Origin of the sequence: Bacteroides sp. 1_1_30, assembly GCF_020982715.1 — a bacterium.
Classification (GTDB): domain Bacteria; phylum Bacteroidota; class Bacteroidia; order Bacteroidales; family Bacteroidaceae; genus Bacteroides; species Bacteroides xylanisolvens.
Window position 1 is genome coordinate 1 of record NZ_JAJKHN010000125.1, and the last position, 14,003, is coordinate 14,003.

9 protein-coding genes are annotated in these 14,003 nt (G+C 39.1%); all 9 read right to left on the bottom strand.

Annotated features, from left to right (window positions below; genetic code table 11):
* Positions 1-129: 129 nt before the first annotated feature.
* Positions 130-1,590 carry a TolC family protein gene (locus LPH68_RS23915; protein WP_085931287.1) on the bottom strand — a complete coding sequence of 487 codons (1,461 nt, stop codon included), beginning with the start codon at positions 1,588-1,590 and terminating at the stop codon, positions 130-132.
* An 81-nt stretch (positions 1,591-1,671) separates the two neighbouring features.
* Positions 1,672-4,755, bottom strand: a complete 3,084-nt coding sequence (locus LPH68_RS23920; RefSeq protein WP_151923478.1) for an efflux RND transporter permease subunit — start codon at positions 4,753-4,755, stop codon at positions 1,672-1,674.
* A 48-nt stretch (positions 4,756-4,803) separates the two neighbouring features.
* Positions 4,804-5,898: an efflux RND transporter periplasmic adaptor subunit gene (locus LPH68_RS23925; RefSeq protein ID WP_151923479.1), complete on the bottom strand. Its 1,095-nt coding sequence runs from the start codon at positions 5,896-5,898 to the stop codon at positions 4,804-4,806.
* Between the two features lie 8 nt (positions 5,899-5,906).
* The gene (locus LPH68_RS23930; protein ID WP_151923477.1) at positions 5,907-7,562 is read right to left on the bottom strand and encodes an O-antigen ligase family protein; all 1,656 of its coding nucleotides are present in this window, start codon (positions 7,560-7,562) and stop codon (positions 5,907-5,909) included.
* 9 nt (positions 7,563-7,571) lie between these two features.
* Positions 7,572-8,729: a 6-bladed beta-propeller gene (locus LPH68_RS23935; RefSeq protein ID WP_008648100.1), complete on the bottom strand. Its 1,158-nt coding sequence runs from the start codon at positions 8,727-8,729 to the stop codon at positions 7,572-7,574.
* Positions 8,730-8,736: 7 nt separating this feature from the next.
* A complete protein-coding gene (locus LPH68_RS23940) occupies positions 8,737-9,021 on the bottom strand; it encodes an NVEALA domain-containing protein (protein ID WP_008648102.1) in 285 nt (94 codons plus the stop codon).
* Between the two features lie 41 nt (positions 9,022-9,062).
* The gene (gene lepB / locus LPH68_RS23945) at positions 9,063-9,938 is read right to left on the bottom strand and encodes a signal peptidase I (RefSeq protein WP_004312287.1); all 876 of its coding nucleotides are present in this window, start codon (positions 9,936-9,938) and stop codon (positions 9,063-9,065) included.
* A complete protein-coding gene (locus LPH68_RS23950) occupies positions 9,935-11,815 on the bottom strand; it encodes a DUF5127 domain-containing protein (RefSeq protein ID WP_049702656.1) in 1,881 nt (626 codons plus the stop codon). The genes lepB and LPH68_RS23950 overlap by 4 nt, the downstream gene beginning before the upstream one ends.
* The gene (locus LPH68_RS23955) at positions 11,806-13,818 is read right to left on the bottom strand and encodes a transglutaminase domain-containing protein (protein WP_230297175.1); all 2,013 of its coding nucleotides are present in this window, start codon (positions 13,816-13,818) and stop codon (positions 11,806-11,808) included. Before LPH68_RS23955 ends, LPH68_RS23950 begins: the two co-directional genes overlap by 10 nt.
* Positions 13,819-14,003: the final 185 nt, after the last annotated feature.

A 14,003-nucleotide genomic window follows, 5' to 3' on the forward strand; every position in this document is an offset into this window, starting at 1 on the left:
ACAAGCCCTGAAAGGGCGGAACCGTATACAATTATGCCCTTTCAGGGCGCAAATTCAGATTGTCGTTTTTACGTAGGGCGTTGCCCTACGCTATATAATTAAGCCCTTTCAGGGCACTCCGCAAAATTATCATTTAACCAACTTTCCTCCATTAAAATCAAACCTGTCCGAAAGTGAAAGCTTCGCTGCAAAATCAAATAAAGTAAGCCGGCGTATCTTATAATAATTCAGCCAGTAGTTCTGCAAGGCAGAGATAAAATTACGTTGTGCCTGTTGCTGCCTGTTGAGAGAAAGAGTCAAGCTATTAATATCCGCCTTGCCGATAATGAAACGCTGTTTAGTCTCATTATAAGCAAGTATAGACAGATCCAACGCTTCTTCCGCACTGGCTATCAATTGCTGCTGGATATTAAAATCACTTACCGTCATAATCACTTCCTCCTCGATGCTAATCTCATCCTGACGTGCCGAGATCTTCACTACATTCAGATTATTTCTTGCCATATTATACTTTCCCTTACGAACACCCCAGTCCAATAACGGAATAGAAACACTGACTGCCACCAAATCCTGCTGCATCGGTTTATGATACACATCTCCAAAGTTATCCGCTACCTGATTAAAACCGATACTGGCATTCACACTTGCGTTAAAGCGAGATTCTTTCTTCGTCTTATCTACATTCCGTTCCGCTTCAAGTACATTCTGTTTCAGTTCCAACAATTGCGGGTTATTATTCCTGCCCCACCTCAAAGCCTCATCTACCGGAATATCCACCATCTCCGGGCGGGAAGGAAGTTCCAGTTTGATTTGCGTATTCTTATCCAGATTGAGAAAAGAAGCCAGTGAAAACATAGCCCGTTTCAGGTCACTTGCTTTATTCTGCAATGTATTCTGCGCATTCACGCGATCCAGTTTCAATGTCAACAAATCAGCCTGTGAGATAGCTGCAATTCGATGGCGTTGTTGCCCGATACGATACAATGTGTCCGTAGAAGCCAAGTTTTCTTTAGCAAGATTATATTCTGCCTGCGCCATAGCCAAAGAGAAAAAATAATTCGTAGCCGTTTCCGACACTTTTTCCACATTATAGAGAAATTCCTTTTTCACACGCTCATACTTCAACGGTTCTATCTTCCGTTCCCATTTGAAGGAGTTATATCCTACCAGACTTTGCGAATATCCGATTCGTATGGGAACACTCGTAAGTTGCGTAGCACTGTTACTTCCGAAGTTACGCATATAGGCAAGATTCGATTCCAGATAAAAAGTACCTCCGGTTAAATCAAAGTTCTGTTTTACACTCAATCCTCCATAAGCATAGTAAGACTGTTGCGTACGGTATACATCCAAATCCTGTCCCGAATCGTATCGTTTCGTTATATCCCGGTTATATTGTGCCGGAGTAACATCCAGTGTCAGACTAGGCAAACGATTTGCCCGAAAAGTCCTATACTCCCAATAACCGGATAAATACATATTCTGCGTACGGAATGATTCCAGCGAACTGTCGTTAGCAAGAGAAATTGTCCTGTTCAAATCCAATACCAGGTGTTTCTGTGCCCAAAGTGAAGATTCACCACCAAACATACAGAAGACACAGAGGAAGACAGGAATTCTTTTCTTTAATCTATTCATAACTTTCATTTTAGAACTATTAGTTATTACTTTCTAGCTGTTACTTATTTTCTTGTTACGGTAAATGAACCAGTAAAGTAACGGTATAATAAATAAGCTCACCGCCGTACCAATCGACATTGTTCCTATCATAGCAATAGACAACGGTTTTTGTAACTCCGAACCCATATCCGAAGAAAAAAGCAGTGGCACCATTGCGAAAATGGTAGTCAGAGAAGTCATGATAATCGGTCGTAGACGCCTACGGCCAGCTTCATGTATCGCTTCTAATAGCGGAACACCCGCCTTACGCAATTCATTGATAGCATCCAGCTTCAGAATAGAGTCATTAATTACAATACCGCAGGTAACGATCAACCCGATAGCAGACATCAAATTCAGCGTATGTCCGCAAATCCAGAGTAAAAGCAGTGCAAATGCGAGGTCAATCGGTATCTCCGCCAAAACAAGCAAAGGCTGCAAAAAGCTTTCAAACTGTGCGGCAAGAATAAAATACATCAGTAACAGTGAAATAAATAAGATGATCACCAATTCATCCAACATCTCACTGTTAGAAAAGAAACTGCCGGAGAATCCAGTATCCCAGTCTTTCATATCTTCTGCCGTTTGTTTCACCTCCTTTATCAGTTTGTTTCCGTCCTGTACGCCATAAAAATCAAAAGGAACATACTCCCCGTTACGTCCGGCAGTAATACTCTTCAAGTCCTCGGCAGGAGTAACCGTCACCAGTTCCCGGAGTGGAATGTACTCTCTGTCGCCTTTACTGTCCGGTTCAGTCTGTATCAGTGTTTCCTGCAATATTTCATTCACCGTCTTCTCACTGCCCGCAACGTTGATCGGAAGATATTGCTGGTAAGAATGCAACATAGTCACACTATTTTCCCGGAAAGCAGTTTTCAAAACTCTATAAAGTTCATTGTAAGCAACACGATAAAGCAATAGTTTCTCCTTATTGATACTTAGGTTCAACTGGTTCTCAAAAGCAATGCCTGTAGGAGCAATTCCCGTCCTACGGGCTAACTCCAGCTCCACACTCCGGATCGTTTCCGCTTCCGGTGCTTTTGCCTTATTACGAGTGTAAAATTCGGCTATGATATCCGGTTCTCCCGTTACAAAGAGTTTCTCAAATACAGTCTCCGGTGGAGAGAAAGAAATAACGGAAAGCGGATAACGTTCTTTCAGTTTATGGTATATTTCCTGTTGCAAAGGAGCGATTATTTCTGATGTTTCCGTTCGGAAATAGAGTTCCGCTTCGGAAGAAGAAAGTTCCCTTTCACGATTCAAAAGAAAATCCTGCCTGCCAACAGATGCCGTGTGCTCCAATACCTGTTCTTTTAAATCTCTAAAAAGCTCATCCACGCGCCTCCTGTTTTCATCCACATGAATATTCTCATTCCACTCGATCCGGGCAATCAATTCATTCTCTTCTATATCAGGCATCCGTTGCTTGTCGATAAAGAAAAAGAAGAATACACAAAGCGGGATGGAGACAACACAAAACAATACACTAAACGTTTTGTGACGGAACACCCAATCTACCCCGGCATCATAAAAACGATCCAATGTGTGATCCTTTATCGGGTTATTGAATTTAAAAGAAAGCCATTTCCATTTTCGGGCATGAATACCTGTCCGATAGACCAGCAGATAAAGCACCGGAAGAAGCATAATACCGGTAAAATACGAAACCATCAATCCCACTGTAACCGAAAAAGCCTGATCATAGAAGATAGCTCCGGCAATACCACTCATAAAAATCAAAGGAGCAAACACGGCAATGGTAGTCAGGGAAGAACTCAACATGGGTGTCACCACTTCACTTGTTCCTGTTATACAGGCACGACGCAATGAATAGCCCCGCTCCCGATATTGGGATATATTTTCGGTCACGATAATCGAGCTGTCAATCATCATTCCTAAAGCCAAAATCAATCCGGCAAGGGAAATGATATTCAGTGACATATTACACAGATAGAAGAAAACAAAACTAATCACGATAGAAACTACCATACTAAGTCCGATCACCAACGGAGATTTCACATCTCCCAGAAACAGGACGGCTACCAGACAGATAAAAAGGAAACCTAAAGTTAGATTCTGTTGCAGATTTGAGATCGTGTAATCCAACAATTCTGTCTGGTTGCGGCTAATACTAAAATCAATATCAGGATACACCTGTCTAAAATGCTCCATCGTCCTTACCAGAGACTGCTTCATCTTATCCATATTCTCGTCCGCCTGCTTGATAACAGCCAGCGTCACCGCCCTTTTCCCATTCGACACAGATACGCCTTTTTCTTTTACGGGCACGATAGTAACTTTGCAGAAGTCCTTTAGTTGGACAATGCGGTCTCCCTTACGCAGGTATATATTTTTCACATCTTCTGCGGTACGCAACAGAGTGGAGAATTTTATATTATATTCATAGTATCCGTCGCGTACTGTCATACTACCCGGCTCCACATTATTGGCAGCCAAAGCCGATTCAATATCTTCAATGGAAAACCCCATCATAGCCAGCTTATCCTCATCGGGTACAATCTGTACCTGACGCTCCACCAATCCGGTCACGTCTACCATAGCCACTTCTTCGAGCTGCTCTATCCTTCGCTTGATCACCGATTCGGCAAATTCACACAAATCAAGGAAAGACTGCTGTCCTATCGTACTATAAGCACTATCATTCTTTAAGGTCAGATTCAGGTAAAACACGGGTATATCCGTTGCGCTTGCCTTAATAACTTTCGGGCGTTCAGTATCCTTGGGAAGATAATTCATTGCAGCGTCTATTTTTTCATTGACCTCTATAAAGGCAAGATCCGTATTAGTACCGAAATCAAAAGACAGATGGATCATACCTGCTCCGTCTCTCGATTCACTATGAATATCTTTCAATGTAGACACCTGAATCAGTTGTCCCCGTAAAGGTTTCACAATCGTGTTTTCCAGTTCACGGGCAGAGGTATTGGCGGCAGACACCTGTATTGTTATCTCCGGAATGGCAATATCCGGAAGCAATGATATAGGCAAAGTATTATATGTCACTAGCCCGATTATGAAACAGGCAGTAAAAGCCATCAATACGGCAATAGGACGCTGGATTAAAAATTTTATCATGTTTTTCTATCTATCAATTAACTCCACTAATCACTCATCACTGACCCGTTAATCACTGACCTTTACTGCCGCTTCATGTGCCAGATTCAGATTTCCGGTCACAATAATCGTATCTCCTTCCAGTAACCCCTCTTCAATCCCTTTCTGTGATTTATCCGAAACAACATATTCCGTTGCATTTTCCAATCCCGTATGTACATAATTCCACATAGCCTTACCTTCTTGTAAAGTAAATACCACTTGCTTACCGGAGCGTAACACAACAGCCGTTTTAGGAATGACCAATTGTTGCCCTAAACTTCTTCTGACACTTACTCTTACATTCATACCACTGAACAGTTTTCCTTGTCCGTTTACTACAGCCTTCACCTTTACCATTCCGTTCGAATCTACCAATGGATTGATTTCAGATACGCTGCCTTCAAACGAATCTCCTCCGGCATAAGGAGTAATCATCACCTTATCACCTGTTTTAATAAAAGCCAACTCATTCTCCAACACTGTAAAATCAGCTTCCATCCCACGGGTATCAATAACCGTACAAAACACCTCGGAAGTATTAGCTAAATTATATGGTTTAGAAAACAGATTAGCCACTATCCCATCGAAAGGAGCAACCAATGTAGCATGTTCTGTTTCCCTTTTCACCAATTCATATTGAGATCTCGACTGCTCATATCCACTCTTCACTTTCGCAAGTCTCATTGTTTCCACAGGAACTTTGCTGAAATCTTCGGAGGTATATCCCTGTCCGATCAATACATCTTTCAGTTCCAATTCGGCTTTCAATAAAGCATCTTCCGCTTGGGATAGCTTCTGCTCCAAGCGAAATTTATCCAGTTCAGCTAATTTCTGCCCTTTATGTACATGTTCGCCATTCTTCACATAGATACGGGCGATCACTTCACTTGTCTCAAAACGAAGATCAGCCTGTCCGAGAGCACTTACTTTACCGTTGCTGACCAATTCGTGATGAAAATCACGTCTCTTTAGTATTTGAGTAGTGATTTCATTCTTAGCATCAGGAAGAACAGTGGAAACACTTTGTTCCTGTTTATCTACATCGTTTTTCTTGCCAGAGCAAGACGTTATCAGAATCCCTAATGCCAGACATGACAATAACCATGTACTATTGTGTTTCATCATATTTATCAGTTTATTTGTTTCAATAATTTCTTTACTTCCACTCTCATCTCTTTTACGGCTGTCGATTGAACCTTCGGTTCTTTTGTCAATACAACCTCAACCATACGCTTTAATTTTTCAGGTTGTTGGTATTCCGGCTCCGCATATAGCTTTGCCAGAAGATAATATGGATAAATTCGTCCCGGAAGTCGATGCGTAGATCGAATCAGACTCTCTTCCGCTTTCTCATACTTTCCTACTGCCTGATAGTTCTTACCTATAATATTTAAGAGCATTGGGTCGCAACTGTGCTTCATTGCCTCTTCCAGAACTACAGTCGAACTATCATATTGTTTCAATTTATGCAAACAATACCCGTATTCAAAAAGAAAGGCTCCCCGATTCTTCAATTCGGGATACAACGTCTCATATTCTTCTTTAGCTGATTGATATGCTCCGATATTATAGAGCATTTTACTACGATACCAGTTCTTACATGCATCATATTGATTGTTTTTCCAATAATATGCCCCTAATAGAATTATTATCGAAATAAAAAATAATAGCATTATCTTCGAGCGTCCAATAACACAAGCAGCCAGCAGAAAATAGAAGGTCACTGCAAATCCGGGAATCTGCATCGGATAAGAAGAAAAAGCAAATACCAACACTGCAATTATACCTCCACAAAGACCTATTCGTCCTTCCCTACTCCCCTTCCAAAGACAAAACGCAATTATTAATAAAACGACAAATAAAAAAGGAATCCCATATTCTGTTGCTACTTGAAGATATTCATTAAAAGCACATTCCGGACTACCCGCCACCAATTCTTCCGTTTCCGAATACTCTTCGTTTGCAAAATAACTCTCCTGTGCCCTGCCATAAGCTGAAACAAAATTCCCAGTTCCATGTCCTATAAGAGGACTTTCAGCAATAGCAAGAGTACTAATTTTCCACATGAACAGGCGCCCATTGGCGGAAGTTGCTTTTAACTGAAAAAGTGAGTAACCAATCACTATGAATATAATGCTTCCTGCAATACAGGCCAACACAACTTTTCTCTTATATATCTTTCTAATCTCCTTTAGTTTACTTCCCCATGAAATGTGCATTCCATACACCCATGCGCCCGATACGGCGGCGGCAATCCAAGCCGAACGACTCATTCCGGCAGGTAGCACACAAAGAATCAACAGCATCACTCCTAATGCCATGTAATACTTTCCCTGTTCTATCCATGTACGTTCCGTCTTTTCTTTCAAATTTAGCCATTCATGCAGGCAAAGCGGAAATATCATTGCCAAATATCCCGAGTAAGGTCCCGGATTATAGAAAGACCCTGTAAGTGCATATAAGGAATGATTAGAAACAGCGAAACCATATATTTGCCTCAAGCCCCATATAGCTTCAATCCCTCCCAATATAATCAATACCCACGTCACTATTGACGGAAAAGACAGATATTGTTTCTTATTCAAGCAAAGAAAAGGCAAACAACACACAGCAAAAACAACAGTCATGCGTCCCAACCATAGTTTTTGATAGGCCATTTCACCAACAGATATGTCGTTCGGAGTAGGAAAAGCTACTACACACAGGATTAACGCAACTCCTAAGAGTGCTATCAAACCCGCCATACCTTTCCTTTCAATTTTTATCAACTTGAATTTGACTTTCATGTTCTTCAATTATCTGACTACTGCCCGATAAAAAGCAATAACCGGATTATCTCCCTCTACATCATACGTTTTAAATAAATCCGGATAATCCTCAAGAGGATTTTCAGAAAAAGCATAATCGAGATACTCTGGTGTCAATATGCTGTAAAAGCAATCCTTATAAATACCGTCAATCGTATCAATTAAAGATGAATCCAGAAATTTAATCCTTTTGGCACAGTATACTTGTTTACTCTCTTCTACATTATATAAACAAGACCAAATATATCCATCCTTCACAAAACGAAAAAACAATAATCCGCCATACTCATATATATCAGTTATACCTAAGGAGTATCCTGAACGCAACAAACTCATTTCATTAGGTCTCTCTTCTATCATCGATGCTGGCAAGGGGTTCGGCAAATTAATCCGAAAACGCGGAACAACACTATCTTCATGAATCTGATAAACAATATTATCAAAATCCCTACAATAATACAACTTCGAATTATTATCATACAAATTGTGTCCTGAAGGCGAAAATGGATAGTCTTCTTTATTATTTTCATGTTTAAAGTATCGTTTCCCTATGGTAATGCCATCCTTTGACGCTAACAGGTAATAATGCAAAGAAATATCATCTTGATAGTTTCGATGTAAACGGTTATGATAAAAGAAGTATCCTCCCCAATAGGCTATTTCAGCCGGTGTAGGTTTATTAAACTTCTCACTTTTGACAAACCTACCATCCTCGGTCGAATAAAACATCAACGACTGTTTCATATTATCATAAATCACCAGTTGATGCAAACTAGCATTTACTGCAAAAGCATTTATATCCGTATATTCTCCGGGACCCTGCCCTCTAGCATTCAATTGAAATAACAATTCACCGGACATATCATAACATACAATGCCTACTACAAGATCCCATAAATAAATTCGTTCATCCGCAATCTGGATCTTTTTAATACGGCTTAACAAAGGAATCGCCGATAGTTTAACGTAAGATACCTGTTGCAATATAGTTTCCAGCTTATCATAAGTTTCTCCTGTCATTTCAACGATAACGTCCTGTGGACTAGACAGAGAGACAACTCCGGGGCCGATACTTAAAGACGTTTTATTATGAGTACACGACACAGTAAGACAAACTACCATTATTATAATAATACACTTATTCATTTTTTAATTACATTCCACAAGCTCTGGGTGTACAAGAATTAGGAGTTACACAAAATTCGCATATTCTTTCTATGCTGGCAGTATGCCACGGACCTTGCTGATAATCACATGCAATTGTCCTAGGAGCTGTCCAAGTCTTATCGCCATTCTCACGACTATTTGCCAACGCTTCAACATTAGACAGAACCAAATCAGATAATGTCTCTTTTTTAAACGAATTACAAATATTAGTACCAATCATCACTAGTAATGTAATTCCTAAAGCCATTTTTAAATAAATTTTCTTTTTCATACGTAACTAATTTTATATTAAATCTGATAGTCAATATGCCTTTATTTGATTTTCTTCATCATCCTATCCCAACGAGGTTTCTCCGTAAATTTGTCTTCTGAATACCAGATACGGGTAGCCTTGCCTACAATATATTCTTCCGGCAGCATCCCCCAATACCTTGAATCCTGCGAATTAGCCATATTATCACCAGATACAAAATAATAATTCTTTTCAAAACGATATCGAGAAATCAGACTGTCTCCCAATAACACCTGTCCGTCTTTCAGACGCAATTTCTTCTTTTGTTCCCAACCTATCAATTGCTTATACAAATGATAAGTAGTGCGGTCCATTTCTACCACATGTCCTTTCTGTGGAACAGGCAATGGTCCGAATTCACGAATATTCCACTTAAGTTGTTTGTTATATGGAAATGTACCAAAGACAATCCCGTGCTGCTTCGGATGCTGCAAATTTGCAATATACTGTTGAGCCTGATAATTCCCCACCTGTTCATTGCAACCACGTATCTTATAAAATCCTCCTCTGATTTCCAATGTGTCTCCGGGCAGAGCGATACACCGCTTCACATAATACTGCATCACGTCCATTCGAATACTATCCCAACGATTTTGCTGATAAGGAAAATTAAAAACCAATATATCATTTCTCTTAAAGTTTCCCCATCCGGGCATCCGATGAATAGTGAAGTCTTCATTATCTAAAGCAGCAAACACATTAAATAACCTAGCTCCCTTTATCATCTTATTAACCAGTATCCGATCTCCATCCTTTAGTACCGGTTCCATAGAATCCGAAGGTATTTTAAACGAGGTAAAACAAAATAGTTGTACCAAGAAGAGAATGAGCACCATGCAAAATACGAAAAATGCCAGATTCTCTAATATTGCCAAAATTTTCCTCACTTTGCTCATACGCTTTCTTTCAGTTGAATTAGTTTACGATAAGCCATAAGCCCCAACACGCATTTCACACGTTCATCATCCTCATTTAATAATCCTTCGCAAGGATAAACGTCTTTTTCCATCTTCTCTCGCAAATAATCCGCCCATAAACACAATAGATTCCAATGTGCATCAGCATAACTGAAATCCTGTTCCACTTCTACAATCACAGCCATCATCATCAACATGTCAGCAGCTACCGCCACTGCATTATCATCCAATTTTACCTGCTTATTAATAATAGGGTACAAACCTATATCATAAGGCGGATATCTCTTTACCCAATGATTATCTTCACAATATTCAAATATAGGATCCAATAGGCTTTTCATCCAGTCGATACGATTAAAATAGAGCAAAGTAGAAAAACTCTCATAAGCCTCCCTGATATTACCTAAAGTATCTCCAAAGCAAAATATTTTATTCTCTGATGATAACACAAATCTATGGGAAGATATAAAATTACGATAAGAAGGAAGCATCTGCCCTGCAAATGTTTCACCACCTACTTGAAAAGCTCTGGCACTCCACTGACAATCCTGTTTATCGCATTCTTCTTTAAGTTCCTGCCATCTATCTCCAACAGATTTCATTAATTCTTTTATTTCGCCTGTTCTATTTTTCTTCCAAAGAGGGGACAAACTTTCACCCCCATATTGTAAAGTCTGCCCTTCCTCATACCCTATTAGCAATGCACCTTTATCCTCATTCTTTGCGCTTAACTTTTGAGATAAAATAACATGACCATCCTCACTAGAGAAAGTTGATTCATTCGCCTCCATAGCTAAATATAAACTGTCGGACTTGGCAAAACGCCAATTCTGTTCACACCAACTATCCACCTTGCTCCTACCCAATAACCACTCCATATCTACATCAAACAGAATTTCCACTGTATGCTCCTTTTCATCTTTTGCATGAATCTGATAAGAAAGAAAACCTACAGGCCATCCTGTCATATCCCATTTCTCCGACAAGGAAGGTGAAACAAAATCAATCAGAAGCTCCACATCTCCACATTGAAAAACATAATGAGTCTGTGTAGCCTGCATATTCATTTGTTTCAATATTGCAGGTTTCACATCAACATAAGTCTTATTTTCCACATATAAACCAAAATCCAAAAAAGCAGTACCTTCCGCATTACCCCCATAAGCTGCTATAACATTATCACCATTAATAATTTGAGCTACTGTTTCATCCGTTAAACGATAGCATCCCGTTTGAGGAAGAAATGCTTCTTCTCCTAACAAATATTCTCCATTACAATAAAGCTTTATCTGATCATCATAAATATAACGGAGATAGACTTTGCGTTCTTTTAAAGTATCTTTGTTAGCAATGGTAATGTGCCTGCGAACATATATATTTTTCGCTCCCCATACTGTATGGGCTTGAAACTTCCCATTTTCCGAACCGAAGGCACCTTTACCCTTATTCCACAAAGAATCATTATACTCCCTTTGTTCCCATCCTCTGCCCGGAAATAAATAAGAATATTTTCCCTGCCATCCCAGGTTCTCGTTTGAAAGAGGGGCTAGAGAGGATATACGTAACGAATCTCCTCCTAAAAAACGGTAAGATTTACCATCCACCTTTAAAATACCCGTCAACGGAAACATTTTCCCCGATCTTAAGCACGGATAGGTTTTATTTAAAGTATCTTCTGTTGCCTTTATGGTAAAACCGGGAGCTATAGCCAACAACGTATGTCCGGAGAAAGAAATATCAAAAGGAGGACACACCTTCTTACCGGAATAAGAACAAGCACATATCAAGGAGATAATTCCTGAAAATAAAACTATCCTCCACATTACAACTTGTCTGATATTAAACCTTACCTCCATTGTTGTTCTCCATTTTCATAAACAAAAATTCTTTCATCCTTTCCACGAGTATGGTTTCGTAAAAGTAATAATGCATTTTCCGGAATATTCCGAAACACCAGTGAATCGGCAGTCGCCTTGATTGTCCCGGCAGATTGCCAGTCTCTTTCACAGTAGAATAATTCATATACATCACCAGGTCGAACATAATTATCCCTGTTCCGCGGAGTATAAACTATACGATCGACTTTTACTTCTTTTCCTAAATCCAATCCCGCCCATCCACCGGTGGGTTTGGAATAATCAAAAGAAGTCCATGTTTTCCCGTCAAAGACATTGGTATAGTCATGATCCCCATTCTGTTTTTCGTGTTCGGGAGTTCCTATTATCTTTCCCGTTAAAGCAACAGTATCATTTTTCTCATAAAAGGCGAGTGCTGAAACATTACAATGAGCTTTAGGTCGACCGATATATCTAAGATAACGGTATTCTTTATCAGACCAGCATTTTACAGTAGTATTCAAACGATCAGGTTTACTTTGTATAATAAACAGTGTATCTTCATCCGAAAAATCCGAATGATTGCTTCCGGTAAAAACACCCCCTATCATTCTGTTTCTAAAACTACTTTCTTCTTTAAGATTAAACTTAGCATACAAAACCATATCTTGCGTCTTTTTCCCGACGGAATAATAGTGAGGGGCATTAGTTTCTTTATCCAGATAAAAAGGATCAGTCAAGAAATGTAATGATCCTTTTTCATAAGTGGCAACTCTTAAAACTGCCCCTTTACGAACATATCGAAAAGCCAAATGACCGGCATCGTATTCTGTCCAATCAACCGGAATCCAACGATCTCTATTACTGGCACATAAATAAGCAATCCTCCCACTCCTTTTCTCTTTATACTGCTTTTCCAAAGGAATGACCAGATTCTTTTGGTATGAATACGCATAATCAAAAGTTACATCCTTAAACTTAGGAATATGCCAAAATGGATGTACCTTCTCTCCATATTGTGACATCTGTTCATGTAACTCTCTGTTTACACTAAATGTATATCTATATATCTTGGCAGTTCCTCCCTGCCGATACAAAGCACATTTGCGAACACGTGTCAAAAATGTCATAAAGTCGGACATATATCCTTCTCCGTTTTTATCCCATACTATTGTCCAAAGATGCCCGAAATTCGTATCATTACGTGCAGGTAAGTAGTCGATTGCACAAGGAATACCTAAAGCACGAAATAAGTAAATCTCAAAATCTGCCAATTCTCTACAACTACCGACTTTATATTGTACAAATTCAGGTCCGATATGTCCGAAAGAAAAGGGAGTTATAGAAGTAAAGAATGTCTTTTTATCCGGCAATCTCGCCATTAAATATCTGGCTGCCACTAATGGATCTTCTTTATCCAAGGTGTCAGACATCCGCAATGAATCTAACAATGAATTGTATTTCTTATAATATATCTCACGCCAATAAGTTAACGGTTCATCCCCTATTCGGTAAGGCAATAAGTACTCACAAAATGTTTCAAACGAAATATTCTTTCCCCACGGTTGCTCCTGCCAAACTTTAAATGCCCAATCAATATTATGGCACAAATATGCAGAATCCATTTCCATAATATCGCGTTTCTTTTTAGGTTCTTTCATTGCACCAAAGACTTTCTTGACTGAATCCGAAACTTGTTGCGCAGTTTTACCCTTACGTACTTTTAGCCAAGCATAATAAGACTTATAATTCTCTAATTGTTCTCCACTAGAATAAATGTAAAAAGGCATATTCTCTATTAAAAAACAAGCTGCTTTATATTTTAGACTATCAATAGGATTCTTCTTATAATAGTGAAGTACTTTTTGAAGTTCTTTTTTATTTCCACCTGCCGCCTGTAAAGCAACTTCTAAAGGGAGCATAGTTTTTTTTTCGTAGAATAAATACTTTCTTGCATATTGCCATTCTAACACAAATAACAAAACAAGGATAGATGGAATATATATACAAAGCTTCTTAAGCATAAATTAATCCTCATTTACTTAGTATTTCCTGTTCATGTTCTCTACTGACCTTTCTCATTTATCATAGGTCAAAACAACGCTAAAAAATGTATTTTTTTATTTCACATATATATTCATTAATACCGGATTACTATCATCAACCAAATTATATCTGTCTCTTATACACATCTCCGAGCCCACGAGAC

Excerpts from the sequence above, each read along its gene's own strand:
- lepB (WP_004312287.1), bottom strand. The coding sequence starts at position 9,938 with ATGAGCAAAGTGAGGAAAATTTTGGCAATATTAGAGAATCTGGCATTT.
- LPH68_RS23950 (WP_049702656.1), bottom strand. The coding sequence starts at position 11,815 with ATGGAGGTAAGGTTTAATATCAGACAAGTTGTAATGTGGAGGATAGTT.
- LPH68_RS23955 (WP_230297175.1), bottom strand. The coding sequence starts at position 13,818 with ATGCTTAAGAAGCTTTGTATATATATTCCATCTATCCTTGTTTTGTTA.
- LPH68_RS23935 (WP_008648100.1), bottom strand. The coding sequence starts at position 8,729 with ATGAATAAGTGTATTATTATAATAATGGTAGTTTGTCTTACTGTGTCG.
- LPH68_RS23915 (WP_085931287.1), bottom strand. The coding sequence starts at position 1,590 with ATGTTTGGTGGTGAATCTTCACTTTGGGCACAGAAACACCTGGTATTG.
- LPH68_RS23930 (WP_151923477.1), bottom strand. The coding sequence starts at position 7,562 with ATGAAAGTCAAATTCAAGTTGATAAAAATTGAAAGGAAAGGTATGGCG.
- LPH68_RS23920 (WP_151923478.1), bottom strand. The coding sequence starts at position 4,755 with ATGATAAAATTTTTAATCCAGCGTCCTATTGCCGTATTGATGGCTTTT.
- LPH68_RS23925 (WP_151923479.1), bottom strand. The coding sequence starts at position 5,898 with ATGAAACACAATAGTACATGGTTATTGTCATGTCTGGCATTAGGGATT.
- LPH68_RS23940 (WP_008648102.1), bottom strand. The coding sequence starts at position 9,021 with ATGAAAAAGAAAATTTATTTAAAAATGGCTTTAGGAATTACATTACTA.